Origin of the sequence: Stutzerimonas stutzeri (genome assembly GCF_000935215.1) — a bacterium.
Lineage (GTDB): Bacteria > Pseudomonadota > Gammaproteobacteria > Pseudomonadales > Pseudomonadaceae > Stutzerimonas.
On sequence record NZ_JXXD01000115.1, the window covers coordinates 1 to 26,608 of the forward strand.

The 26,608-nt window shown below is 55.6% G+C and carries 20 protein-coding genes and 2 pseudogenes; 3 read left to right on the top strand and 19 right to left on the bottom strand.

All coding sequences use genetic code 11. From position 1 onward, the window contains the following. Nucleotides 1-23 precede the first annotated feature (23 nt). The 11 genes from ahpF to LO50_RS12750 form a co-directional block, all read right to left on the bottom strand. Nucleotides 24-1,586, bottom strand: a complete 1,563-nt coding sequence (ahpF, locus tag LO50_RS12700; RefSeq protein WP_044315229.1) for an alkyl hydroperoxide reductase subunit F — start codon at nucleotides 1,584-1,586, stop codon at nucleotides 24-26. 571 nt (nucleotides 1,587-2,157) lie between these two features. Beyond that, a complete protein-coding gene (locus tag LO50_RS12705) occupies nucleotides 2,158-4,545 on the bottom strand; it encodes a TOTE conflict system archaeo-eukaryotic primase domain-containing protein (protein WP_044315230.1) in 2,388 nt (795 codons plus the stop codon). Nucleotides 4,546-4,593: 48 nt separating this feature from the next. Beyond that, on the bottom strand, nucleotides 4,594-4,881 hold the full coding sequence (locus LO50_RS12710) for a type II toxin-antitoxin system RelE family toxin (RefSeq protein ID WP_044315231.1): 288 nt from the start codon (nucleotides 4,879-4,881) through the stop codon (nucleotides 4,594-4,596). Then, nucleotides 4,871-5,110 carry a type II toxin-antitoxin system RelB/DinJ family antitoxin gene (locus LO50_RS12715; RefSeq protein WP_003284884.1) on the bottom strand — a complete coding sequence of 80 codons (240 nt, stop codon included), beginning with the start codon at nucleotides 5,108-5,110 and terminating at the stop codon, nucleotides 4,871-4,873. Before LO50_RS12715 ends, LO50_RS12710 begins: the two co-directional genes overlap by 11 nt. A 248-nt stretch (nucleotides 5,111-5,358) precedes the next feature. After that, nucleotides 5,359-5,757, bottom strand: a complete 399-nt coding sequence (locus LO50_RS12720; RefSeq protein WP_044315232.1) for a DUF6957 family protein — start codon at nucleotides 5,755-5,757, stop codon at nucleotides 5,359-5,361. After that, nucleotides 5,754-6,173, bottom strand: a complete 420-nt coding sequence (locus tag LO50_RS12725) for a DUF6957 family protein (RefSeq protein WP_044315233.1) — start codon at nucleotides 6,171-6,173, stop codon at nucleotides 5,754-5,756. The genes LO50_RS12720 and LO50_RS12725 overlap by 4 nt, the downstream gene beginning before the upstream one ends. A gap of 13 nt (nucleotides 6,174-6,186) precedes the next feature. Beyond that, the gene (locus tag LO50_RS12730; protein WP_044315234.1) at nucleotides 6,187-6,522 is read right to left on the bottom strand and encodes a hypothetical protein; all 336 of its coding nucleotides are present in this window, start codon (nucleotides 6,520-6,522) and stop codon (nucleotides 6,187-6,189) included. Then, complete coding sequence (locus LO50_RS12735; protein WP_044315235.1) at nucleotides 6,516-8,396, bottom strand: TniQ family protein; 1,881 nt, start codon at nucleotides 8,394-8,396, stop codon at nucleotides 6,516-6,518. The genes LO50_RS12730 and LO50_RS12735 overlap by 7 nt, the downstream gene beginning before the upstream one ends. Further along, nucleotides 8,396-9,385 (bottom strand): TniB family NTP-binding protein, encoded by a 990-nt coding sequence (locus tag LO50_RS12740; protein ID WP_152623977.1) that lies wholly within the window; start codon nucleotides 9,383-9,385, stop codon nucleotides 8,396-8,398. The genes LO50_RS12735 and LO50_RS12740 overlap by 1 nt, the downstream gene beginning before the upstream one ends. A gap of 10 nt (nucleotides 9,386-9,395) precedes the next feature. Next, a complete protein-coding gene (locus LO50_RS12745) occupies nucleotides 9,396-11,306 on the bottom strand; it encodes a Mu transposase C-terminal domain-containing protein (RefSeq protein WP_044315236.1) in 1,911 nt (636 codons plus the stop codon). After that, nucleotides 11,303-11,908 (bottom strand): TnsA endonuclease N-terminal domain-containing protein, encoded by a 606-nt coding sequence (locus LO50_RS12750; protein WP_044315237.1) that lies wholly within the window; start codon nucleotides 11,906-11,908, stop codon nucleotides 11,303-11,305. Before LO50_RS12750 ends, LO50_RS12745 begins: the two co-directional genes overlap by 4 nt. 233 nt (nucleotides 11,909-12,141) lie before the next feature. Between LO50_RS12750 and LO50_RS12755 the strand changes: the two genes are divergently transcribed. The 3 genes from LO50_RS12755 to LO50_RS24170 all read left to right on the top strand — a co-directional run bounded on the left by LO50_RS12755 (nucleotide 12,142) and on the right by LO50_RS24170 (nucleotide 15,357). Continuing rightward, nucleotides 12,142-13,191: a hypothetical protein gene (locus tag LO50_RS12755; RefSeq protein ID WP_044315238.1), complete on the top strand. Its 1,050-nt coding sequence runs from the start codon at nucleotides 12,142-12,144 to the stop codon at nucleotides 13,189-13,191. 170 nt (nucleotides 13,192-13,361) lie between these two features. After that, a complete protein-coding gene (locus tag LO50_RS12760) occupies nucleotides 13,362-14,744 on the top strand; it encodes an AAA family ATPase (protein ID WP_044315239.1) in 1,383 nt (460 codons plus the stop codon). Then, complete coding sequence (locus LO50_RS24170) at nucleotides 14,719-15,357, top strand: HNH endonuclease family protein (RefSeq protein WP_080902108.1); 639 nt, start codon at nucleotides 14,719-14,721, stop codon at nucleotides 15,355-15,357. Before LO50_RS12760 ends, LO50_RS24170 begins: the two co-directional genes overlap by 26 nt. A gap of 115 nt (nucleotides 15,358-15,472) precedes the next feature. Here the strand turns inward: LO50_RS24170 and LO50_RS12765 are convergent, their stop codons facing one another. The 8 genes and pseudogenes from LO50_RS12765 to LO50_RS12800 all read right to left on the bottom strand — a co-directional run. After that, nucleotides 15,473-16,183 (bottom strand): YgjP family zinc-dependent metalloprotease, encoded by a 711-nt coding sequence (locus LO50_RS12765; RefSeq protein WP_044315240.1) that lies wholly within the window; start codon nucleotides 16,181-16,183, stop codon nucleotides 15,473-15,475. A 13-nt stretch (nucleotides 16,184-16,196) separates the two neighbouring features. Then, entirely contained in the window at nucleotides 16,197-19,481 is a 3,285-nt protein-coding gene (locus LO50_RS12770) for a type I restriction endonuclease subunit R (RefSeq protein ID WP_044315241.1), read from the bottom strand. Between the two features lie 81 nt (nucleotides 19,482-19,562). After that, a complete protein-coding gene (locus LO50_RS12775) occupies nucleotides 19,563-20,462 on the bottom strand; it encodes an OST-HTH/LOTUS domain-containing protein (protein WP_044315242.1) in 900 nt (299 codons plus the stop codon). Between the two features lie 10 nt (nucleotides 20,463-20,472). Next, nucleotides 20,473-21,576 carry a restriction endonuclease subunit S gene (locus LO50_RS23855; protein WP_052816822.1) on the bottom strand — a complete coding sequence of 368 codons (1,104 nt, stop codon included), beginning with the start codon at nucleotides 21,574-21,576 and terminating at the stop codon, nucleotides 20,473-20,475. Nucleotides 21,577-21,793: 217 nt separating this feature from the next. Then, nucleotides 21,794-23,404 (bottom strand): type I restriction-modification system subunit M, encoded by a 1,611-nt coding sequence (locus tag LO50_RS12785; RefSeq protein WP_080902109.1) that lies wholly within the window; start codon nucleotides 23,402-23,404, stop codon nucleotides 21,794-21,796. 362 nt (nucleotides 23,405-23,766) lie between these two features. After that, nucleotides 23,767-24,237, bottom strand: a pseudogene (locus LO50_RS12790) (IS5 family transposase); the annotation flags it as partial. 59 nt (nucleotides 24,238-24,296) lie between these two features. Further along, complete coding sequence (gene ltrA / locus LO50_RS12795) at nucleotides 24,297-25,565, bottom strand: group II intron reverse transcriptase/maturase (protein WP_010466266.1); 1,269 nt, start codon at nucleotides 25,563-25,565, stop codon at nucleotides 24,297-24,299. A 519-nt stretch (nucleotides 25,566-26,084) separates the two neighbouring features. Continuing rightward, nucleotides 26,085-26,597 (bottom strand): annotated as a pseudogene (locus tag LO50_RS12800) (IS5-like element ISPre1 family transposase); the annotation flags it as partial. Nucleotides 26,598-26,608: the final 11 nt, after the last annotated feature.

A 26,608-nucleotide genomic window follows, 5' to 3' on the forward strand; every position in this document is an offset into this window, starting at 1 on the left:
CCCTTCCTATTTGCAGTGCGTGATCAGGCCGGTGCAGAAGAACGAATCAGGTGATCGAAGGCGCTCAGCGAGGCCTTGGCGCCTTCGCCCACAGCAATCACGATCTGCTTGTACGGCACCGTGGTCACGTCACCGGCGGCGAACACGCCGGGGATGCTGGTCTGGCCTTTGGCATCGACGATGATCTCGCCGAAACGCGACAGCTCCAGGGTGCCCTTGAGCCATTCGCTGTTGGGCAGCAGGCCGATCTGCACGAAGATGCCTTCCAGCTCGACGCTGTGCATCTCGTCGCTGGTGCGGTCCTTGTAGACCAGGCCGGTGACCTTCTGGCCATCGCCCTTGACCTCGGTGGTCTGCGCCATCTTCAGCACGCTGACGTTGGGCAGGCTGAACAGTTTGCGCTGCAGCACGGCGTCGGCACGCAGTTCTTCACCGAACTCGAGCAGGGTGACATGCGCGACGATGCCAGCCAGGTCGATAGCCGCTTCGACGCCGGAGTTGCCACCGCCGATCACCGCCACGCGCTTGCCCTTGAACAGCGGACCGTCACAGTGCGGGCAGTAGGCGACGCCGCGGCCGCGGTATTCCTGCTCGCCGGGCACATTCATCTCGCGCCAGCGCGCGCCGGTAGCCAGAATCAGGGTCTTGGCCTTGAGCTCGCCGCCGTTCTCGAACTGCACGCGGTGCAGGCCGTCGTCGCCGGCCGGGATCAGCTGGCTGGCGCGCTGCAGGTTCATGATGTCGACGTCGTACTCGCGCACGTGCTCTTCCAGCGCGCGGTCCAGTTTCGGGCCTTCGGTTTCCTTCACCGAGATGAAGTTCTCGATGGCCATGGTATCGAGTACCTGGCCGCCGAAGCGTTCGGCCGCGACACCGGTGCGGATGCCCTTGCGCGCGGCGTAGATGGCCGCTGCGGCGCCGGCCGGGCCACCGCCAACCACCAGCACATCGAACGCATCCTTGGCCCTGAGCTTCTCGGCGTCACGGGCGCTGGAGCCGGTGTCGAGCTTGGCGAGGATCTCTTCCTCGCTCATGCGGCCCTGGGTAAACAGCTCACCGTTAAGGTAGATGCTCGGCACCGACATGATCTGGCGCGCCTCGACCTCGCCCTGGAACAGCGCGCCGTCGATGGCGACGTGCTTGATGTTCGGGTTGAGCACCGCCATCAGGTTCAGCGCCTGGACCACGTCCGGGCAGTTCTGGCAGGACAGCGAGAAGTAGGTTTCGAAGCTGTAGTCGCCGTCCAGCGCCTTGATCTGCTCGATCACCTCCGGCGCGGTCTTCGACGGGTGGCCCCCAACCTGCAACAAGGCCAACACCAGCGAGGTAAACTCGTGGCCCATGGGGATGCCGGCGAAACGCAGGCTGATGTTGCCGCCGATGCGGTTGAGCGAGAACGACGGCCGGCGCGCATCGTCGCCATCGGTCTTGAGGGTGATCTTGTCGCTGAGGCCGGCGATGTCCTGCAGCAGGCTCAGCATTTCCCGGGATTTCTCGCCGTCATCGAGGGACGCGACGATCTCGAAGGGCTGGGTGACCTTCTCCAGGCAGGCTTTCAACTGGGTCTTGAGATTGGTGTCCAACATCGGCAACTGTCCTCGCAAACTATGGTGGCCCCGAAAGAGCCAGGTAAGGTGGTGAATCTCGAATAGAGCAACCTTACGCCGGACAGGGTTGATTTCGAAATTGATTAAACCAGTCGTTACGATTTATTCAGCCTATCTCTTAATGCAAAAAACCCCGACCTTGTGAGTCGGGGTTCTGCCTTGCCTTGATGCGAAAAAAACGAGACCGTCGGAATCGGGACAGCAGATGTCGACGGGCGACAAATCTGGCATTCGCCAGAATCAACAATCCCAATTAAATCAATGACTTACGAAAAGCAATGGGCACCATTATTGGCATGATCGAGCCACATAAAGTGGCATTTTCCGTCAAAATGACCGCATTAAATGGCATTTTCCGTAAGCCCCTGAAACAAGCCGCGTGCAGCACTACATTTCAGCAATACAAGCTACGCGCTGGAGGCAGGCCTCAAGCCACAGCCTGGATTGACAACCTGTCAATGCAACCCAGATTACGGCGAATCCACCGAGTAGGAAACAGACGCTTTCCGACTCCGACAGACGGAAAGCTTGGTGGCTGTATGAAGACTCGTTAGCCCTTTGCCAGCAGCTCCATTGAGCTGGACGAATCAGCAAATCGATAGCCCATAGCCTTGTAACCCGCTTGGCGCTTACTCCACATACGGAGCAAAGCAGGATGTCCGGCATCAATGAAGTCAATGATGCGCACATCAGCCTTACTCACATGTTCCCGGTGCAGGCGGCCCGCATACTGCTGGAGAGTACCCTTCCAGGAAACCGGCATGGCCAGTACCAAGGTATCCAATGCCGGGTGGTCAAAACCCTCTCCAACCAGCTTCCCGGTTGCCAGGATCACCCGTGGTGCATCGGCTGGCAGTGCTTCCAGTTCGCCGATTAGTGCGGAGCGTTGCTTCTTGGACATCCGCCCATGCAGCGTGAATAGGTTCTCGACCCGACCAACCAACTGCTCCTCAATAGCGTTGAGGTGATCCGTTCGCTCAGTCAGCACCAGGATCTTCCGGCCTTGCTCAAAAGCGTCTCCAACCTCAGCAACAATCTTGGCTGTTCGCTCTGTGTCGCTGCACACCTGCAAGAAGACATCCTGGATGCCTGTCCCTTCGGGCATGACTATCGGTCGAGAAAGCCACTGCGGCGTCACGGCCAGATCAGCTGGAGCACTCTCCGGCCTGCTCGCTGTATGCCGAATGGGCCCGCACTGCATGAAGATAATCGGCTGCTGGCCATCACGACGTACTGGCGTAGCGGTCAGCCCCAAGACATATTTGGCCCCAGCAACCTTGAGGAGGGCCTCGAACGAAAAGGCTGACAGGTGATGGCATTCATCCACGATGATTTGCCCATAGTTTTTAACCTGCTCGCTGACTTCACCTTGCCGCGACAAGGACTGCATCACGGCAATATCGATGATGCCTGTCGGCTTGGCCTTGCCACCGCCTATGGTGCCGACCTTGGTTTTGTCTGCGCCCAGAAACGCCTGCAACCGCTCCTTCCACTGCTGGAGCAACTCCGTCCGGTGCACCAGCACCAGCGTGTTCACACCACGCCTGGCAATCAGCGCAGCAGCCGTGACGGTTTTGCCAAAAGCAGTTGGTGCACAGAGAATCCCGACGTCGTGCGCCAGCATGCCGTCGAGAGCAGCCTCTTGATCCGGGCGTAGCGTGCCCGCAAAGCGGACATCAATGGGCTCTCCTGCGAAGCGCTCATCGTGCAGCACCAACTCAATCCCGTTGTCTTGCAGCAACGTCCTCACGTCATCCAAGCAGCCACGGGGCAAGGCGATATGCTGAGGAAAATTTTCCGCGCAGCCAATGATCCGGGGCTTGTTCCACACAGGCAGACGCATGGCCTGTGCCTTGTAGAACTCCGGATTCTGAAAGGCCGCCAAGCGGATCAGCTTGTTGACCAATGGCTGGGGCAGTTCGGACTTGTCGAAATAGATCTGGTTGGCCAGGGTAACGTTCACTGACTCGGGTAACGGACAAGCCAACTTCTGAGTCTTTTCCGCTGTGCGCTGCCAGGGTTTCGGCTCGTCGTCATCCGCTACTGCGGTGACATCCAACGGATGGCGACCTCCAGTGGCCAGCAGGGTTTTCGGCGCAATATCCTGCACGGGTATAGGCTGAATGCTGGCCAGAAATGCCCACTGGTCGGGATAGGGCGTCAACGTCTCATCGACAAAAACACTGCCGCCAAACGCGCGGGCCCGCTTCTGCAAGGGCAAGGCAATCAAGTTGCCAAAGCCGCCTTTGGGCATGCTGTCCTGATTTGGAAACAGTCGGTCATACGAGCCCAGCGTCAGTTGCCGGGTACGCTCGCAGGTATGACTGATGATCGCGGAGCCGAGCAGGCGCGCCTCATAGGCGGGGACATTACGCTCGAAGAAAATCCAGGCGTGCGCCCCGTTGCCCGAGCGAGAGATTTCCAGTGCCACCGGCACGTCCAACTCACAGCATGAATGGGCAAAAGCCGTGACATCTTCACGCCAATCGGCCTCGTCAAAATCCACCGCCAGGAAGTAGCAGGTGTCGTCTGGCAGCAACGGGTAAACGCCGATGACAATATCTCCGGCCAGATGCTTGTAGAGCACCTGATCGGTCAGCGGCAGGAGTTGGCGGAACGAGCAATCTCCGCACTTGATCCGTGGCTTCTCACACACGCCTGGACGCCATTCATTGGCGCACGCCGGTGAGTAGCCTGTTTTACCGGCCTTGCTTTCCCAACGAATGGGAAACACATCGGTTCGCCCCCGAAACAATCGCTTGAACAGCGCCAGCTTGGCATCCGTGTCGAGACTCGAACTTATCAGTGGAGGCGGGCTAGTCGATTCAACTAGCGGCGGCACGCCAGGCAAGCGCCACTCAACACCATGCGCGTCCAACAGAGCGATCAAGCGCGCATTTTCGGCCCGTAGATGCTCAAGCAGATCATCACCACTCATCGTGCCGAGACCACCTTTCAGTCGTAGGAGAATAGCTGGCCCAGCCTGCTATTTGAGGCGCTCGGCTGCCTTGCGGTACGCCTGCTCACGCTCACGCCGATCAACCGCTACCACAAACACCACCACCTCATGGTCAAGCACCTGGTACACCAGGCGATAACCACTGCTGCGCAGCTTGATCTTGTAGCAGTCCGGCAGCGAATGGAGACGGTTGGCTTCAATTCGCGGATTCAGCAATACCTCAGCGAGCTTTTTCTTGAGCTGCTGGCGAACGGTATCACCCAGCTTTTGCCATTCCTTCAGTGCCCGCGCATCAAACTCAAGGCTATAGGTCATCCAGCGCAACCTTCACGCGCTGAGGAGCGGCCAGGCGTTCACGAACCGTGGCGATTAACGCTTCATCTTCCTCGGTCATCAGCACTGGACGAAATGGCAGCTGTCCGCGCTCGGCCACATACTGCAAGGCCTGGCGCATCAGCTCAGAAGGGGTGACGCCGAGCTTTTCCAGCTCCTGGTAAGCACGCGCCTTAAGTTCATCGTCGATGCGGATATTGATGGACGCCATGGTGCGACCCTTACTGTAATGACATTCGTATCTACAGTGACAGGATAGCCGTCGTTTGGCAAGCGGGTTGGCACCCCCGCCAGTAACACACCGACCAAGTGCCTCCTGACTGCGGCACCACACCCCAGGTGCTCGGTAGCCACATAATGCTGAAGTGGTCGCCAGCACCCTGTCCGCAGCGGGGCACTATTGAACATAGCGCCCGTTATGCGAAGCCCGGTTCGAATCCCAAGCCAAGGGGCCCAGGCTCAGAAACGAATACGGCCCACGGTTTCCAGCGCGACGCGTTTGCGCACGCCATCGCCCAACAGCACATAAGTCGTGCTGGAAGTCTTGAACAAGAAGCCATCGTCAAAGGCGAGCAGAGGAGAGGTGCGGACAAAATCGCCGGCATCCCAGCGCCCAGCGGAGTCATAAACAACGAAGTGGGCATAGAGCATCACCGGCTGGCGTCCGGTCTTTTCCAGTACTGTGCGCTGCTCGTCGGTGACGTCGAGATCGAGCCAGATCCAATCCCGAACCAGACAGAACGCCCCCAATCGTCGGCTCTGCATATGCGCCAACGCTTGCTCGTCAGTCATGGCCGACCCCGACATCGGTTCACCGTCGCCATAGAGCATTTCTGTAACTGCATTGAGGTCTTTCATCGCGGTTCCCTTTCCACTCGGAAGATTTTCACCATCGCACTGAGCTCGGCGCGCTTGCGCACGCCATGGCCAAGGAGCGCGTAAACCGTGTCGCGTGTTTCAAAAAGGCAGCCCTGCTTGAACGCAATCAACGGCGTACTGCGCAGCCAGTCCCCTTCCTCGAAACGACCCAGACTGTCCGTGACTACAGAGTTTGCGTACAACATGACCGGCAGAAGCTGTACACGGTTGAGTTCTTCGCGGACAGCTTCTGGAAGAGCGAGATCAACCCATATCCAATCACGCACAAGGCAAAAATGGCGCCCCGGAAAGCCTTCGGCGATAAGCTCAATGGCATGAGCGTTCGTCATCTGATGGCCGATCATGGTCGTGCCGGGCGCGTGCAACAGCGCGATGCGAGCAGTTTGCTGGCTCATAGGCTCCCCTGACTCAGTGGAGGCACCAGCGCGAATGCGCTAGGGCCGCTGTTTCAAAAAGGGCAGTCAGATGCAGCAGCGACCGACGGCCACCGGGAGCGAAACTCACAATCACGAAGCAGTCGCCTTCCGTGGTTTTGATCAGCCAGCGCCGCTCGTACTGAATGATCTGTGCGATGGCTTCGGAAATGAGTCGCTCGCCCTGGGCATAGCCCCATGTTTGATAGACGGCGCCAACAAGGCAGGCGGAAACGATGCGGGCATTCACCACGTATCCGGTGATGACCTCGTCCGGGTAGCGCTCAAGAAGCGCATCGACGAGTCGTAGTTTTTGATGGCGCGTCAGCATGAGGAGGCTTCCCATTGCTCAGCTAGCTCAGCAATCGTGGGTTGGCGCAACTGCGCGGCACGGGCCAGATCGGCAGTTCGCACCAGCAACCCACGCTGCCCGCCACCCGCGTCCTGCGGCGGGATAAGGGTCTCGATGCGTGCCGGGCGCCAAGACTGCATCATGTACTGAGTTTTAGTGTTCAGCTGCTTAGAGAGCTCAGCAGTCGGGCTGTAAGTCAGCAGGAACTGAATTAGCGCAGAGACTGGGACAACATCGCGCTTGGCTTTTCCATACCGCTCTTCCACCGCTTGTAGGTACTCGCCCTGGATCCACTTTTTGATCACACCAGCTTTCCAGCCAGATACTCGAGCCAGATCATCGACGCTCAGAGCAACATCAGGCTCGTTGTCGCGAACCCTTTTCGCGATCTCCGCTTTGTCAAACTGCAACCCGGCCAGTCCGGCGATTGAGCTAACGTGCGCGACGGGCGGCACAAGGCCTTGCAGAATGTCCTGCAATACCGAAACGATCTGGCTGTTAGAAATACCGTGCTTGGCGGAGATGTCTTGAATGCCGATTAACTGCACTGTGCTGGGCTTCTTGCGGACACTGCCTGCCAGCTGCTGAATCAGCTGATCGACGTCCTCAACGCGAAATTCGCCCGCGACCAATAACGGGCGCTCATTGCGCTTGTAGCGACGCAACCCACCTGCTTGTACAAAACGCTCAAAGAAAACCTTGGAGACATTCAGACGCTGACGGGCTTCAGTGGCAGAGAGATAGGCCGCTCGCTGCGTCGCAATCTGGTCAAGCGTTGAACGGTGGATGGCAATGATGCGATTTTGTCCCTCTAGGCGAACCTCCCCCGGAACCTGCTGTGTGATCACCAGGTTGGCCAGGATGTCTGGCGCTACTCCTAGTCGCCGTGCGGCTTCTGTTGCTGAGAACCATTGCAACGCATCGATGCTATCAGCGCCGAACATCCGAGCGCGCATAACGGGCCCCAAACGCCCATCAAAGTTTGATGCCAAACCACGACCAACCACCTGTGCAAAGAAGCCGTAGACTTCCTGGTCAAACTGCGTCTGAAAGACGGCCAACCAGCGCCCTACACGTTGATGGACAGAGCGACCCTCGCCCTCGCGAATCCTTGCCTCAATGAACGCCTCAATCGGAGTTGGCCACTGCCCGAGCACAGACCAGATGCGCATCAGCACAGCGCGCGACTCTTGGAGCGTTTTGGGACGCGGTTCCCTTCCTGTCCGAACAGGTAACGGGCTGGGTTGAATATGACTCGCCAGGAAGGTCAGGAATGCTGCGATGTCTAACGGTGGGTTGCCACACTGGAGAGCATCTGGGAGTAGCGCTCTCGCCGCACAGTCTGCTCCAGCAATCAACGCAGAAATGGCTAGGTCGAAGTCTTCTGCTGAACTTGCCTTGGTATCAGCAAAGGAAAAATTGCAATGCAAACAGTGAGTGATCGACTTCCGATCACGCGTAATCGGCTCACTACACCTCGTGCACTCATCCATCAGAAGCACACCGTGCTTCGGACATGCCGTGATCAGCTCATGATCCCACGTGGCCTTAACATAGGGAGTTTCGCGGATACAGCAGGGGCAAATAGGGCTTGATGCTGATCGCTGATACTTAATGTTAAAAACCGGAGCCTTGGCAGCATGACTTACGTTCATCGCCGTTAGCACGTCATGGCTCAGACCAAACTCTTTCCCCAGCGCGCAAAGCTGCTCTTGGTCATAACAAAGACGCGGCTTTAGATTTACCGCTCTGAGCAACTGCTTACTGCTCTCAAGGCCATAACCTTGAGCCAACCGCAGCAGGTAGCTGTGTAGTGCCTCATCAATGAATGGATCCAAGTGAATCTGCATCATCACTGTCCGGCTCCCTGAACATAGGCATTGCCGGACGAGCTTTTCTGAACTCGTTTCACCCGAGGTGCCTTTAACCCGGACTCATTCAGCAATGCCACATAGCGCTGCACCAGAACGCTATCGCTAAGCTCAGCATCCGCTTCGAACGGATTGCCCAGCTCCCCTTCATCTCCCATGCTCAGCCGGAAAGCATCGGCGAGGGCCTGCATCGTGATGGTCTTGACCTTGGCTTTCTGTGCCTGGTGCCTGGCCTCTTCAAACAGCTTGACCACCATTCCATAACGCCCATGGGTGGCGGCATAACAACGCCGGACAAGGTCAATATCCGTCATCGGTGGCAGCGTGTAGCCCTGCTGGGCCAGTACCTGCGAAACAGACAGCAAGCAGCGACAGAACTCCGCGATGTCCGCTGGGTGATTCCAGTTGTAGGGGTAGATGATGTGGGGTGAGGTGGCACGGTCTCGCAATTGGTAGTTGACTGCCAGGATGTCTCGCGCTGCCGGCAAACCAATCAACAGCAGCGACAGGTTAAGACCGTCAGACAAGGTCTTGAGCCAGTCGGCGACTTCATACCAACTCCTAGCGGTGTTGCGCTCCACCACATGCTGAATCTCATCAAAGAGCAGGACTCGTACCTGGGCCGTCTTCAGTAGAAAGCTAGCTCGCGCCGTTGCCTGCTCAGCGCTGTAGCGTCCGTAACGACGCGTATCGAGCGCATCAATAATCGCTTCAGCCATGGCCTTCTTTGTCGGCCTTGTTGGCGTTACGACGCGAACGATTGGGATCACTCGCAGACCCTGATCGGAGAAGGCGGGGAAGTCCGCTAGCAGCAGCTCACTGATCAACGATTTCCCCTGCCGAGGAACGCCCAAGAGCATGGCGATCAGCCGCTCACCCTCTACAGACCGCTCAACAATACCTCGTGCATAGTCATAGGCCTTCTGGAACTGCTGGTGCATGACTCGCTGTGTCGATAGTGGCTGGAACATCTGAAACACCTCAGCTGCGCGTCGGCGCAGGCGTCAGCGCCTGCAAGTCAAGAATTGAAGAACCAACCGTATCTGGTGCTCTGGTGGCCTTGTTCGCCTGAAGTGCTTTCGTTTGCTGCTGCTTGTCTGCCGCCCTAGCACCCCGCTTGCGATTAGCGACCTTGGCCGCTTTGTTCAACGCGTGAATGTCTCGATAGAGCTCAACAGCAGCCTGGTGATACGCCTCCTCGGTTAGCTCGGCATCCGACTTGTAGAGTTGGCGGCGAATCTGTTTCGCTTCGCCGAAACTCATCGGTGGCAGGTTGCGCTGCTTGTTCTGCACCGTGATCATGACTTTCTGGTCAAGTGGCGAAACGACCGAGATTGAACTGACATCCAGCGGGTGCCAGCGGATTTCGACTTTGGATTGTCGCGGTGCCGCGAGATACAGCTCATAAAGCTCTTGGCTGTTGTACCGGAACGTCTCGAACACAACGCCTTGGCTGGTCAGCACAACTTTCTTGCTACGATATTGCAGGCAGGCCTCCCGAAACTCTTCAGGGGTCGGCGGCGGCACCAGTGGAAAGATTTTCGTCAGCTCATTCATCGCCTGACGCGGCGAGCAGCGGTATCCGAAGCGGTAGGTCAGGCGCTCCAGTGGTTTATTCATATAAACATCGCAGATCCACCTCGCCACCAGATTTTCTAGCTGAGGCAAGGTCAATCCGGCTTCGCGCACTGCTCGCCCTTCCGGGTTTTTTTCCAGAATTTCTTCCGACAAATTTGCACCACAGAGCTTTTTGATCAGGCCGGTCTTCGTCGATCCATGCGTGCGCTCTACATACGGATGCGACTGAGGTTTTCCAGCTTGCGAGAACTCATTTGCTACCCCTAAGTACCAGAGCGCGTGATACATCCCTTGGCCATGGTGCGCCGCACTGTTATCACCACACATCTTGTGCCACAGCGCCGGAGGTGGGAGCGCCTGCTTGACGCCGAAACGTTGCAAGAAAAGCTCGTCCCTGGGCATGAATGCCATTTCAAGCAGCCGGAGGAAGGTCTCTTCGGATTCAGCTTGAATCGTCAGATAGAACGCAATGATCGAGGCGGTAGCGCAATCGATCAGCAGGTAAAGTGTGGGTTTTCCGATCACAACGCCGTGCTCATTGACGATGTGAACATTGAGCACCGTCGAGTCATATTCGACTCGTTCGTACGGTGCCTCGATGTGCAACAGCTCCAATGCGGCATGCAGAATCTGCCGGGCTGTGCGTGAATCCAATCGGCCCTTTACTGATTCAAAGTTGCCAATTTTACGAATGGCGCGTGAGACTGAACGCCTCGACACACCTGTAAATGGCAATCTCAACTCTGCGCAGATATCTTTAGCGCGGGTGTTTACCAGCTCGGTAATCGCAGTAATACAGAAGCGATCAGACTCCTTGAAAAACTCAAGGAGCGTATCTTGTAAGGCCTGCTCGGTGACTTCGGAAAGCTTAGACCCTCGATTACCGCGAGCCGAGTAGAGCGGTGCAACCAACTGCTTATTAACGACAGTGGTGTACCTTGAGTACCAGCGCTGAATCGTGCGCATCCTGGATGGGTTCACGCCTAACATAGGTGCAATGTCTTTCCACGGCACTCCTAACTCGCGTAGTGACTTCACTTTCGCGAGCAAGCCCAACCGCGCGTCAAGCGCATCTTTTTCGGTCGAAGATAGCTCTCTGGCTGGCCGCTCTTCGTTGGACGCGCGCTGAGAGAACACGGGTTTGGTAAGCCCTTGGGCAACGCGGTTGTTGAACTCGCTGACGCAATAGAAAACGAGATTACCTGCGGCACCTTCCAGCACGATCTGATCAGTCTGCAAGCGAATGTCATACACGTTGCACAGCTGACCGTTGTCGCTGACCAGGTCGCCGGCTTTGAGCAGTCGATTGTTCATACAAACCCCAGCTCCAGGTGAGTCAACTCTCCCAGAGCAGGTGTGATCAATCCCTCTTCCATCAGCAGATCGCTTCGCAAATCCGCTTGGAAAATTCCCTTGGCGATACCGACAAACACGCCGAATCCGCCTTGCGGCGCGAGCTGGGCCAGCTCCGCGTATGTCCAGCAGGTGCGCTGTTGCGACAGTTCCAGCAACCGTTCAAGCATCTCCGGCAGCGTTTTCTTCAGGTATTCAGCCGAGGTTCTAACCAAGTATTCGCAGTTGCGCAGAAGCGCCGTGCTGAGATGAGCTCCTTCAAGCATCAGGAACTCGTAGCCGTTTTCTTGGCAACGGCGCCTAACTAAGTCGTACTTCTCAGAGCGCTCGTCCGAGGGGAGGGCGTTCTTTACTTCGATAATCAAAATGCGCCCACCAGCCAGGCACACTGTGAAATCTGGCGTGTAGAAACGCATAGCAGCGGTGGCCGGCTTGAATGCATCTCGTGTCGGACGAATTTCCCCGCTATTCACGTCCATCGTCCACGGCTGCTCGCTAAAACACAGCACTCGTGGATCAAGCTCTAGCAGCAGAGCGCGCTTGTACTCCTCGTAACTCTCCATTGAGATGAGTCCGCCTGCCTTGGCGGACATAAACACATGGCACGGCCGCCCACGGCGTGTGCGTTTCGACACGTTGCGCGCTACAGGTACCGGCTCAAGACCGCGATGCATTTCTTCTCCAATATCGTTAACCGGCTACGTTATTAGGGGAATTAATAGCCATCAGTTCGTTGCCCGTCAACCTTTTTCTGTAATAGGCTACGAATTGAGTTGCTAGGCTTTAAAGGAGAACCATGGCCCGCACAGTCGATAGTCGCTGGTTTGATACCTATCTCAACGCTAAACGGGCCTTCGAGCAGCAAGGACAAGCCGCCACAATGGCCAGCGTCGCCCAAGCTCTGGGGATGAATCAAAAAACGCTCAGCCGTATGGTTTCCGCTGGGCGCTACCTAGAGCGTTGCTTACCCGCAGTTGATCAGTTGCAGGTTCGATGCAGTTACGTGCACATGGAGCTGCTCGACAAGATTTCACGCATTTCGCCGCTGCTGGCAGAAGAGCTTCTGTCTGGAGCCCTGGTGAACCAGATCAGTATTTCAGCGCTGTCGGAGCGACTCGCAGAGCTACGCAGTCAGAGCCCCCTCCTGGCCCACGCTATCAATGCCCGCGCCGAAAAACGGCGCACAGCTAAAGGACTGGTCAGGGATCTATTCAGCTACTTGGATGGGACACCGTTGGAGTTTTTCGAAGCACCTGACGGAGCGGTGCTGAAATCCGCCAGCGCCAATGTGTTTCAAGCGCCCACCGCTGCGGTTCTAGACAGCCAAGGCAATCCTCAAGCAGTGCTGTTCTGCAAGGTCGGAGGAGACTCGCGGCCAGTCAGCGGGGTGGCGATGGATCTCTATGAACTGGCTGTCGCGCGCCGCCACATGGCGCGTAAGGTGTGGATGGTGTTTCCGGAGCGCAGTGAGGTGTTGCTGCATCTAGCCGAGCTGTCGCTTTGGCTTGGCGGAAGCCCCTTGCATGAAGACACCGGCTGGTTGCGCCTAGCGTATTTCACAGACGCACATGAGCGGATGTGGCTTTCGGTCTTCTTTGAAAACGATTGCGCGAAATTGCTGACAGAGATCGAAGCAGGGCAGAGGCGTTATGAACTACATCAATTGACATGGACTGCGGCCCCCCCGGAGATCCCCGACGATGTGAGAGTCTTGAGCATTGGTTATACCCCCGAGCTCCCAAAAGCCAAATTCACGCGCAGTTATGAGGAATACCTCAGAGCCACCGCGACCGAGCAGACGTATTACCTCAAGCGCTTAGGGGTACAAGGCGGCATGGGGATCTGAAGCAATTCGCCTGCGCGTAATAGGACGTTATGGTCAATCCGCTCCCACACCTCGCCAGGGACTTGGCTGCGACCTTCGGCCAAGCTGGCAGCTCTCGCTCCTGACAACAAAGCACCTCGTCATGGTATAAAACGTCTGTTAAGAAAGTTCATTCTGAAAGCGGTCAAGATATGGAAATTAAAGAAATTTGTTTGACCAACGTCGGTGGCTTCGAATCTTTATCTATGTCACTTGCCCCAACTGATGAAAACTCATCAAATATTACTGTTCTAGTTGGCAACAACGGGGCAGGTAAGACAACGATTCTTAAATCTTTAGCGACTGCATTGAGTTGGTGGGTCGCCAGGCTGCGTAGTGAAAAAGGCAATGGAAATCCACTTCCAGAAGAGGTCATTCGCAACAATGCACTATCGGCCTTGGTGGATATAAAATTACAGGATGACAATTGGTTTGCCCCCACAGGCCAAGTAGATGCTGACGAATCACTATTTCAATGGTCTATTGCAAAAATACGTAAAGGCCGAAAAAGCGGGCACAGCAGCCACTTAATAGACGCTAGCCGTTTAGCCGAACTATATCGCCAAGCACTTTCAACTAATGAAAGATCTAATCTGCCCTTAATTGCTTTCTACCCAGTTGAACGGGTAGTTATTGACATACCTTTAAAAATCCGCGACAAGCATAGCTTCCTTCAACTTGATGGTTATGATAACTCATTAAACCAAGGTGTAGATTTTCGTCGCTTCTTTGAATGGTTCCGTGAGCGGGAAGACTCAGAAAATGAGTCAGGAATATCTCAGGAAATTTTCGAAAAATTATCAAGTTTACTAGCTAACGATAACGTTATTTGGGAAAAACTTTCATATCTTAAAGCCTCCGCACGTGATAGACAATTAACCGCTGTAAGAACGGCAATCAGCAGTTTCATGCCAGGTTTTAATAATCTTCGAGTACGCCGTAAACCCCGGCTACACATGTCGGTCGACAAAAATGGTGAAACGCTTAACGTAGCTCAATTGTCACAAGGTGAAAAATCGCTAATTGCCTTGGTCGGCGATATTGCCAGACGCTTGGCAATGATGAACCCCAGCCTTGAGAATCCCTTACATGGGGATGGGATTATCCTCATCGACGAGGTTGATTTACACCTTCACCCTCAATGGCAACGCGCATTGATTTCTAGGTTGGCAAATACCTTCCCTAACTGCCAATTTGTACTGACCACACACTCTCCCCTAGTAATTAGCGACCCGAAGGAGGTGCTGGTTTACCTTCTCAATGACGGTGATCTAAGCGAAGTCTTCGACCTATATGGCCAAGATGCGAATAGCGTACTTCTTGAGGTAATGGATACTGATATTCGTAACAAGGATGTTGAAAAAGCACTGAACGATTTGAGGGATGCTGTGCAGGCTGAACGGATTGACGATGCAAATCGCCTTATGTCTGAATTGGAGATAGTTCTGCCCGCCTCTCATATCGAGCTGGCCAAAGCTCGTCTACTTTTGACAAAGGTGGAGTTGCGACGTGCGCAAAATCATCAAAGGAAATGAACCTACAAGTCTGTCGCAGTGGAAAATTGGTAATCCTACTGGTAGGTATGATGACATCGACATGTCGCTTAGACATGACATAAGAAACACTTGCCTCCAAGAGCAATTTTATTTATGTGCATACTGTTGCAAGCCTGTAACTGGCGCTAACCGTGACAGCATGAACGAACATGTTGAAGCCAGAAAACTAGCACCACATCGGTCGCTTGATCACAACAATATAGTCGCTAGCTGCACCACTAGGAATCAATGCGATGACTCTCATGGTTCTCAGCCGCTTACCTTAACCCCTCTCATGGGCGAGTGTGAAACCGAGCTTCTCTTTAAAATTAGTGGACGAGTAGAGGGTCTGACTGATCGAGCACGACAAGCTATTGGTGTGTTACGTCTTGGCGATAGCGAGCAGCAAAACCGCGCGCTTATTCAAACAAGGAAACAACTTGTAGACGCATTGCTATTTGCTAATGGCATAGACCCCTCTGATGGATTAGACAGCGATGAGCTGCTTGAAAGCGTGATTGAAGATATTAACCAACCAATAGATGGCAAACTCAAACCATTCGCACCAGTGGTAGCAAACATTCTGCGCAGTTGGTTGTCCATCACCTCATAGACTTAGTTCCTAACTACTGCGAACTGCGCATTCATATCGATGCAAACCCCAAGCAATCTTCATCGCATAAGGATATAGGTGCTGGCGGTAAAGCTTTGAGACCGGTCACAGAAGATCACACCGCTTCCCCAAACACCGCCCGCTCCAACATCTGGTGCCGCCTCTGCCAATCCGGCATATGGCTGGCAACCAACGCCCAGAATGCTTTGGTGTGGTTCTTTTCCACGGTATGGCACAGCTCATGGACGATTACATAGTCCTGCACGCTGGCCGGTAGCTCCATCACCCGAGGATGAAACTCCAAGGTGTTGCTCGCATCGCAACTGGCCCAACGGCTTTGGAAGTGACGAATTCGAGCCCCAGTCGCCTGAAGACCGGTTTCGCGCTGCCAGTGACGGACACGTACCAAGAACTTCTCATGAGCACGCTCCCGGTAGAACCGCTCAAGCAATGGCATCAGCGCGTTGGGCAGGATGCTTGCCCCATCCGGGCTATCCACAATAAAGCGCGAGGCTGTGAAGGTGAGTTGGGGCTTGAGGATATCCGGCGTATGCCGTACCTCGGTGAAGTAAGTACGCCCGGCATAGCGTAGGCGACTGCCCGTCACAATGGGTTCGCTGGCCAGGGGCTGATTCACCTGTGCCAGCTTCTCCGTAATCCAGCGCGCACGGCGCAGCACCAAAGCTTCTTGCTCAGGCTCATCCACCAGCGGCCCGCGCAAAAGCACGGGACGACCCCGTTCAACAGTCACGTAGTGGCGCTTGAGTTTGCTATCGAGCTGGAAGTACCACTCGATTGCCGTTTGGCCGTAATTTAAGACTGGCATGGGTAACGCCGCGTTAGTTTTTCAGCAAGATATCGAAGATTCGCTTGGCGTGATCGCGCGCTACTGAGCGCTCCCAACCTGCCAGGGGCATCAAGACTCCACGTAGGTGGTCTCTGAAATCAGGATGCGTATCCGGCATTTTCTTCCAGTTTTCAGTCGCCAGTGCACGACTCAGCATTTCATCTTCAAACAGCTTGGTCGTTGCCACTCTCGCCGTACCCTCTGCCAGTTGGGCGGCAAGGTAGTGGTACACCGCTGAGTGCGCAGGCTTTTCAAAACCTGTTTTGTCCTTGTCCTGAATACGCTGGCTGAAGAGCTCTAGTTGCTCCAAGAACTTAGCTTGGGTAATACGACCCGCCTTTTCCTCTTCCAGCAGTTTTTCCAGCTCCTCGGCGAGCTTGTCGAAGAATGCTGGATCCTTGTCCTTGCCGGTGACGATGGTTTGCTTGAGCTGGTTTTTCATCACCAGAGCGCGGCTACCGGGTCTCGCCAGTTTCTTTAAACGCTCCATATCGCTGGCATCCAGAATCGACACCTCGTGCCCCAAAAGGCTCTTAGCCGGGCTGGCCGCGATGTACTCATCCAGCAGCTGTTGCAGCAGCGCGGACTCCAGTTTGGTGATGCGCTCCTTGTAGGTATTGCCCGGCAGTTTGTCGCGCAGCATCAGACGAATCTCACCCAGCAGGGTGAAATAGGGCTTGAACGGTACACCGCGTACGTCCGGCAGAATGATGTCCACTGAGCGGTTGAACTGCTTCACCAAATCGAGGAACTCTTCGACCATGTCCAACCGGGTGGCAGGATCGAGAAAGCGCTCGGCGTCGTCTTTGTAGGCCTCGCGCTGCGACACCGGGTCATGCTTTTTCGGCAGTAACTTGAGGATGCGGTCGAGTGTGGCTTGCAGCTTGGGCAGCTCGGTTTCAACACCCTGCCAGACCTGCGAAGGCTTCACGTCGCCGCCATAAATCTTCAGCGCATGATCAAGGTGATCGACCACCCCGTGGTAATCCACGATGTAGCCAGCATTTTTGCCGGGCAGGGTGCGGTTAACTCGTGCGATGGCCTGCAACAGGGTGTGTTCTTTTAACGGCTTATCGAGGTACATGGTGCCAACAATCGGGGCATCCCAGCCGGTCAGCAGCATGTCAGAAACAATGATCAGCCCGACGTTGTTCGCCTGCGGCTTACCATCCAGCCCCTTAGCCTCTTCCCCGTAGGGCAGGGGAAACAGTTTGCTGACAAAGTTGCCGATCTGCTCGGAAGGCATGGCCACCGGGGTCTTTCCCGCTTTCACCTCAGCCTTGACCCGCTCCTCGATGCTGCGGATTTTGTCGGTCTCTATCTCGTACGCTGCCGCCTCTTCCATGGCAGAAGCGCCCGTACGGGAAGAAGTGATGCTGGCTAGGGAAATAACCACCTTGCTATCAAAGGTCGGCAACCCTTTTTGTGCCCGCTCGACCATGATTGCATCGAGCAGATCCTTGTAGCGCACTGCCATGTCGCGGCCATCGCACACCAGCATGGCCTTCAAGCCTTTGGCCTTTACGTTGCTGAGGAAGTGCTCAACCAGATGCTCGGCGACCTGCTCCATGCGGTCACCGGCCTGACGCCAGCAACGTAACAGCTCACGCTTCAACTCATGCTGACGAACTTCACTCTGGTCGGCGAACTGCTCTTTGAACGCGGTATCCAGCTCCGCATTGGCCGACAGCGCCACCCAAGCATCCTGGTATTTGATTGGCAGGGTTGCGCCATCTGCCACCGCCTCATGCAGCCGGTATTCGTCGATGTACTCGCCACCGCCAAACTCGCCCAGCGTGTGTTTGTCCTCTTGCAGCAGCGGGGTACCGGTGAAGGCGATGAACTTGGCGTTGGGCAAACTGGCGCGCATAAAGGCCGCGAGAAAGTCGTACTGGCTACGATGCGCTTCATCGACCAGCACATAGAAGTTGGGCTTGGTGCTCAGTACGCGGAAGTGCACCTTATCCCGGCTGATTTCTTCCCACTTGGCCTTCACCGGCACACCGTTCTCATCCAACTCCAGGTGGCGGACATTGCGCTCATGCACGATGAAGAAGTCCTTCTCCTCTCGAATCCGCCGGTGGCGGGTCGCTTGCAGAGCATCATTTTCTTCGTCCGTAGTCTCAGCGGCCTGCTCATTAGGCTGGTCGTTCTCCTGAAACTTCTGCACCGTGCTGGTAAATACGCTGCCATAGTCGTTGGACAGCATCTTCAACAAGCCATCAACCGACACGGCCTGAATGGCATTGATACCCACCGCGTGGAAGGTGTCGAAAATCTGCTTATCGAGGTCTTTACGGTCGGTCAGTACCAACACGGTAGGGTTGTTTAACCCCGTGCTATCGGCTCGCAGCATCCGCGCGAGCAGGGCCATGGTTAGTGATTTGCCGCTGCCCTGGGTGTGCCAAACGACGCCGCCTGAAGGTTTCGGTGCGCACAGGCGCTCCACCGTTTTGCGCACGGCCCGCCATTGTTGATAGCGCGGCAGCTTTTTCACGGTCTTGCCGTCGCGGGTTTCGAACAGCACAAAATGGGTGATCAGTTGCAGGAAGCGGCTCGGCTCAAACAATGCCCACAGCACATTTTCCTGCTCACTGGGAGCATCGCCTAACAGGGCAGCAACAGCGGCAGTCTCCGGCGCCTGCAACCGATAGCGGGCGTAATAGGCAGGTTTGGTGAGGATCGCGCCATACAACCCTTCACGCCGATTCAACCCAACACAGACCTGGTTGAACACAAACTGGGTAGGGAAGGTGCTTTGATAGCCATCCAACTGGCCCAGGGCTTCGTCCAGACGGTGATGGCTGGCTTTGCATTCGATGATGGCCAGCGGTAAGCCATTAACAAACAGTAGCAGGTCAGGGCGGAAGACATCCCCATCCGCATTGCGCCCCACATACTGATCGACCACATGGAAGTCGTTGTTGCTGGCATCACTGGCATCGAAGAAGCGCACGCTGCGCGGCTTGCCCTCGACATCCTTCACCTGAATATCCGAACGGTGAACAACTTGTTCCCAGAACGCCTTGTTGGCTGGCAATAGCTCATCATTGACACGTTTACGTAGCTCGATCAGCGCCGCGCTGATACCACCGGGCGAGTTCGCTAGCCATGGATTGAGGTTCAGCAGCCGAGCTTGCAACACATCGTCCAGTACCGGAGCCAGGTGACGATGCTCAACCTGTACCTGACTGCCGGGCAGATGGGTGTAGCCCAACTTGATTAGCCAGTGGATAGCGGGCAGCTCGACCCCAAGCTTTTCCGGTGAATTGATCATTAATTACTTCCATTGATGGCTCTGACTGAATAGCTTCAGTTTCTGGAAAGCCTGTAATCGATTCCACTCAACCTGGTGCATTTACTCACACCCAGGCGCCCCATGAGCATCAGCACTCTTATTAGGACGACTGCGATACCAAACCACCGTAGCGCCGTTATCGGCTTGGCTTTGCTTACGAATTTCAAACTGCTGCGACTCATGGATGACATGACGCCAGCTTCCGCAGCCATAGCGCTTAGGCGTCTGCTCGGGGTAGGTCTTGGCCATCCAGTGAATGGCTTCGAAAAGAGGTGTCCACCCAGCCTGAGCCAGCTTGGTTTCCGCTTCACGTAAGCAGTTGGTTATACCGCTGCTAGCCCAGTGTACGGTGCCATCCGGCCCAATACCGTTGATAACGAAATCCCTGTACTCCGGGGTCTGCATAAAGGACACCATGAGCTGTCGAGCCTCATCCATGGATTTGGCCCAATCGCGCAGCGTCAGGTAATGACCGTCGATGGTTTCGTAACTTTCATCGAGATATGCCTCGGCGGCCATACAGCCATCCACGCCCCAAAGGTCGAAGCGCTGAAGAAAGTGGTGCACCAACTCGTTACGCAGGTCGACCAGCTCCTTGAGCGCAGCCTTGGTTTCGGCGTAGCGATCCTCGGGTAACTCCATCTGACATCGGAAGCTGACCCATATCTGATCAATAGGCTCCACCTGCTCTTGCTCATCAACTAAGTCCGGCAGTTTCAGATAGCTCTCGGTCAGCATCCCCACCAAGGCGCCCAGAGTCTTCTTATGGGCACAGGCAACCTTCTCTTCGCGAATCGCCTGAAGTCGTTCCGGAGGGCCACTCAACTCGCTGTGGGAAACCATGGCTTTGAGCAGCCGCTCATATTGCTGCAACTGCAACATGCAGCGCCCGAGCTTGCGCTGCACGGTGCGCTGAAGGTCAGACACAGGGTCTGAGGGCAGGGATGTGATTTCGTCCATGAAGAAAGACTCAGGCGGAACCGGTAGGACTATCGAGCTTGACCCGCCATTCGCCGGTTAGCAGTTTTTGCATCAGGCCGCGCTTGAGGGTTTGGTAATGCAGTCGCTTTGAAAACAGCAGACTAGCCTTGGCGTCAATAGAATCCAAAATGCCTGCTATCTCTTCCTGCTCTTGCTTATTTGCAGGTGCAACCAACGGAAGCGAGGCAAGAATTGCAGTATTCATATTGGGCATGGTCTGCCCGACTGCGTTCTGCTCCAACCATGCACGCACCACATCAAGCTGCAACAAATGTGAAATGTATGCTGAGCTATGGCCTTCCGAAGGCTTTGCCTTGAGACATCCCGTGCCACAAAGCGCACCTGCTGATTGTTCATCAATCAATGCGAAACGGGCAACGTCACCACGACGACTAAACAACAAATCACCAGCGGCCAGCTTATGCTTGGCAAGTTCTTTTGCCCGTTCCGGGGCAATGCGTGCTGCTGTCAAAAGGTTCGCTCGGCACTTCAGCAAATCCTTTGGCATAAGGACGGGAACCCCCTCATCTTGGTATTCGGCAGCATGCAGTTGGCTACCAAATGGCCCTGTCTGAAGGGCTCCATTACAGATTTCCCCAAGTGTCGTGATCAACCACTCCTCTGGAATCTCTCCTAGTTCACTGTCCTTGAACTCGGTATGCGGAATCCAACGACCGTTCGCATCTTGGGTGCCAATACCCTGACTGAATAGGGTCTGCATCAGACCCTGCTTTAGGGCCTGTGTGGATTCAATCTGGCGAGCAATCACGTCCAGCTTGTCGTCCACAGCCGTTAGGATGGCGACGATTTTTTGTTGTTCGGGAAGTGGTGGAACGGGAACCTTGATCTTAGAAAACTGTGGCCAGCGCAGACTTCCTCGTCTATCTACGGAGACGTTCATTGCAGCAACATACTGCTGTCGATACAACTCGGTTTTTAGCACCCGATGAATGAAATCTGGCTCAACTCCGTCATTGAGGAAAAAGACTGTATAAATAGGACTTACGATACCCGTTTCGCAAATCGTCTGTAGTCCGATGGAGCCTTCTTCTATGTGGTTGGAGGGGTAGGCAATCCAGTTTCGCCTAACCACTTTGTAATTGCTGGTGTCGTCGCTGAATATTTCTTTTTGAAGTAATCAAGTGACCGAACAAAGCCAACGTGTTTTGAACACAAAATTACGGGCAGGGAGGTGTTGTTGCCATTACGCAAGGTCGACTCTTGAGCAATTGTATCGATGGGCAAGAATCTCCATTGAGTAGGAATCCAGCCGACCGGAGTTCTGTAGTAACCCTCCTTACGAGCCGGGCTCATTGTTCGGCCTCCTGTAACCCCAGCTCGATCAGATAGCCTTTTAGTCGCGCATCTATCTGCTCTTCTTCCTCAGCCAGCGTAGCCAGTTGCGATAAAGTGGCGGCTACATCCACAACTTCCTCGGTCTCTCCATTACCGATATAGCGGGCAATATTGAGATTGCCGTCATTGCTACGAATTTCGTCCAGTGTGACCACTCGGCAGTAGCGTTCCATCTCTGCCTGCTGCTCGAATGCAGCCTTGTGAGTGGTAATGATTCGATAAATATCCTCAGCTCGAAGGTAGTTCTGTACCTTGCCCGCACCGTAGTCGCGGCTGGCATCGATAAGGATGACCTTGCCCTTGAGTACAGCGGGTTTCTGCTTGTTCAGGATCAAAACGCAAGCCGGGATACCGGTGTTGTAGAACAGGGCAGACGGGAGACCGACGATGGCCTCAATCAGATCGCCCGGCTGATTGCCATTCGCTGCATCTGTACCAAATAGAAGCCCCTCGCGAATCTTGCCTTCCTCACCGCCGCGGAACAGCACACCATGGGGCAGGATAACTCCCATGCGGCCGTCAGCCTTGAGGCTGGCCAACATATGCTGAGCAAAGGCTAGGTCGGCATAGCTCCGTGGCGGGACGCCATAGACCAAGCGCCCATAAGGGTCACTGACCTGCTTGTAGTTGGGGGCCTTGGGCTTCTTGCCACTGTCTTGCTCATTCTCGTTGCTCAGCTCCAACGGCGCCCACCAGGATTTTGCCGAGAACGGCGGATTGGCAATCACCCGGTCGAAGGTCTTCAGGCAATCGCCGTCTAGGTGCTTGGGCTCGACCAGCGTATCGCCGCGTTCAATCTCGGCATGCATGTTGTGCAGGTATAGGTTGAGCTTGGCGATGGCCCAGGTGCCGAGATTCTTTTCCTGCCCGTACAGCAGAACATTAGGCTTGCCCATCAAGGTGCCATTGGGCAAGTTGGACACATGGTGGGCACTCTCCACCAGCATGCCGCCACTGCCGCAGGTGGGGTCGTACACGCTGTGGCCGGGCTGCGGGTCAATTAGCTCAACTACCAATTGCACCACGGCCTTAGGCGTATAGAACTCGCCACCTTTTTTACCTGCGTCATCGGCAAACTGCTTGATCAGATACTCGTAGGCATCGCCTAGCATGTCGGCCTTGTACAGGTCGTCATTGCCCAGCTTGTACTGGTTAAAGTGGCGCAGCAGACGCTGCAAGGTGGTATCCGACAGCACCCGCTTATCGCCGTACTGCGTAGCGGTCAACACATGTTGCAGTTCAGGGTTGTTGGCCTCGATGGTCGCGAAAGCCTTGTCGAGGGCTTCACCAATGTTCTCGGTGCGCGATATCAGATCGAACCAACGGGCACTAATTGGGAATTTTCCCCATTTATCCTCAATCTCATCCTGAGCATCGCCAAGGCTCAGGCCTTCGTCCTTCATCAGCTTGGCAATGCGCTCTTCGAACACATCGTTGTAACGTTTTAGAAAGAGCAAGCCGAAGATGTAGTTCTTGAAGTCGGAGGAGTCGATGGAGCCACGCAGAATGTTGGCGGATTCCCAGAGCCAGGACTCCAGCGTTTCGAGTGACAGCTTGTCAGCCATGGGTAAATCAATCCCTATACAAAGCACGACGCCCAGCACCTGACCATTGTTGCCATGCCGCCTGGGCGCATCAGAAAAATGTGGGCTCGATTCTACAAGTCGACGCCACTTGAAGCCCGAAGAATCAAATGTCCCTGAATGACAAAACCCCGGCAGACCTTTCAGTCAACCGGGGTTTATCAGCAGGATGGGAGTGGGCCATTAACTTTTGCCTAAGGATGGTCTGAAGTAGTTGTGTATTTCTGGCTGACTTCAGCCCCTGCCGATTTTAAAAGCGGCAAATCGATCAAAAACGCTCAGATCACCCGCTTATTTCTGTGTTTTTAGCCGCCGCGAGCACCTCGCGGCAGCCATTTTCCACATTACAGGCGCACCTCTCCTGCATTCGCCAGTAAATGTCGGCGCGCCATCCACAGGTTCGACAGCGCGAACAGCGTCATCAGTTGCGCCGTGTTCTTCGCCAGACCACGGAAGCGCACCTTCACATAACCGAACTGGCGCTTGATCACCCGGAACGGATGCTCGACCTTGGCTCGTACCTGAGCCTTGGCCTTCTCAATCTTGCGCTTGGCTTTGTACAAAGCACTGCGCTTATCAAGCTTCTTGTAAGTACTACGGCGGGCGGCGATCTGCCAGATGACCCCCCGGCCTTCATGTTCAGGGCGTTTCTCGACGCCGGTGTAACCCGCGTCGGCACCGACCATGTTCTCATCGCCGTGCAGCAGCTTATCGACCTGGGTGACATCGGCCACGTTGGCCGCCGTGCCCACCACGCTGTGCACCAAGCCCGACTCATCATCGACACCGATGTGCGCCTTCATGCCGAAGTGGTGAGTCGGCCGCGGGAACTGCCCCCGCAGCCGCTCGCAGAACCGTACGTGACACTCTCGCGTCATACGGCTCCCGTTATCCAACCTTGCTGCCCGGTCACTCGCCAGTGATGAAACAGCCGGGGTACCACAGTCCGCATCTTGTCCAGCCATTGGCTAATGCGCCGCTTGCGCCTATGAAGAGCCTTGTATTTTCGTCGGGCCCAGCGTTCAAGCGCGCGGTCAATGTGCTGGAAGATGCCAAGCATGGCTGTCCGATAGAACGAGCCATAGTATTGCGACCACCCCTGTATCACTGGATTGTAGAGCCGAGCCACGTCGACCAGCGTCACGTGGGTTTGGCGATTGAGTCGCCACCTGCGTACCGCTTGCCGCATCCGCTTTAAGGCATCCGCACTCGCTCCCGGAAGGAAGCTCGTGAAGAGCTGGTCTTGTTTGCTGAGCGCCTTCCTCGGCCTAAAGGTGAAGCCGAGGAAGGTAAAGCTCACATGCGGATAACCTGCGCGACGGTTACTGTCCTTGCAGTACACGACCTTCGATTTCTCGGGGTGCATCGTCAAGCCACAGGCAGCCAGCCGTGAAGCAATGGAGCGCATCACGTACTCCGCTTGCTTTCGACTGCGGCAGTGCACCACCGCATCATCGGCGTAGCGGGCAAACGGGCAGTTGGGGCTGGTACGTTGCATCCAGGTGTCGAAGGCATAGTGCATGAACAGATTCATCAGGAGGGGACTGATCACTCCACCTTGCGGGGTGCCGCGTTCGCGTCGGACGCGCATACCGTGATCCGTTTCGAACGGCGCAACCAGCCACCGCTCGATGTACAGAAGTATCCAGTCCTCCTTGATGTGCAGGCGCACCGCCTTCATCAGCAACCCATGATTGATCTGATCGAAGGCTGCCTTGATATCAAACTCCACCACCCAGTCGTATCGCCAGCAGCGCTCACGCGTGATCGCCACCGCCTGCTTCGCTGATCGTCCCGGCCGGTACCCATAGGAGTCCGAGTGGAAGATCGAGTCCAGCTCCGGCTCGATGAGAAGCTTGACCACGGTTTGCGCGACACGATCACCAACCGTGGGCACTCCCAGCTTGCGCGTGCCTCCCGATGCCTTGGGAATTTCTACTTGCTTGACCGGAGGCGGGAAGTACGACCCCGACGACATCCGATTCCACAGCTTGTAGAGATTCTTAGACAGATCCCGCTCGAAATCGGCGATGGTTTCATCGTCGATGCCGGCAGCACCGCGGTTGGCCCTGACCTGCTGGTAGGCGTCCCATACCGTGCGTTTCGCTATGTCATAAGGTTTCGCCGAGCTCACGCCACTCATCCCCGGAGGTTGGCAACGCTCGTCGGCCGGATAACGCCGCCCCTTCGCTCCACCTCCATTACAGAGGCTTCATCGCTACTACGGGAGGCTCCGCCCCTCGTTCCAGCATCGGTATTCTTCCTCATGGTGTTGGCCATTTGTCATTTTCCTTCGCATCTGGAACAAGGTTCTCACGTTCCGTACCAAAGCCTGTATGAAGATCATGCCGCCTATACACCGGCTGCCATCGGGTCCGTAAGCAGGTAACGCCCCGACTTGTCCTGAAGCCAGTACTCCACCTCAGTTTCGGCAGCACCTTGGGCATAACGATGCGTCATCGGACGGTTTGCTTTCGCTCATCTTCTCCATACTCACCTGCCATCCTCAGGGATGACTTTTCCTCGGTCGCTCACCACCACACCTTTTGGATGCAGCAGCACCGGGTGGTTTGAAGTCCGCTCCTGCAAGCCGACTTCGGAAGGCCTACTTCCATCTTCGGCACAGCAGCACAGGTCATCTGACCTGTGTTCGTGACACACAGTACTGGTTACCCTTCTTGGTCTGATGCATTTCCGGGTCGCGCTTACCGTCCTTGTTCTTGGTCGAACTCGGCGCATTGATCAGCGTGGCATCGACGATCGTGCCTTGGCGCAGCGACAGCCCTCGGTCGCCCAGATAGCCATTGATGACAGCCAAGATGCCGGCGGCTAGTTCGTGCTTCTCCAGCAAACGACGGAAGTTGAGGATGGTGGTTTCATCGGGGATACGCTCCAAGCTCAGCCCCGCGAACTGGCGCAGGATGGTGGTCTCGTACAGCGCCTCTTCCATCGCTGGATCGCTGTAACCGAACCAGTTTTGCATCAGGTGCACGCGCAGCATCGCCATCAGCGGATAGGCCGGACGACCGCCTTCACCCTTGGGATAATGCGGCTCGATCAAGGCAATCAAACCCTTCCACGGCACCACCCGATCCATCTCGATCAGGAACAACTCTTTGCGGGTTTGTTTGCGCTTACCGGCGTACTCGGCGTCGGCGAAGGTCATCTGCTTCATCGGGAAACTCG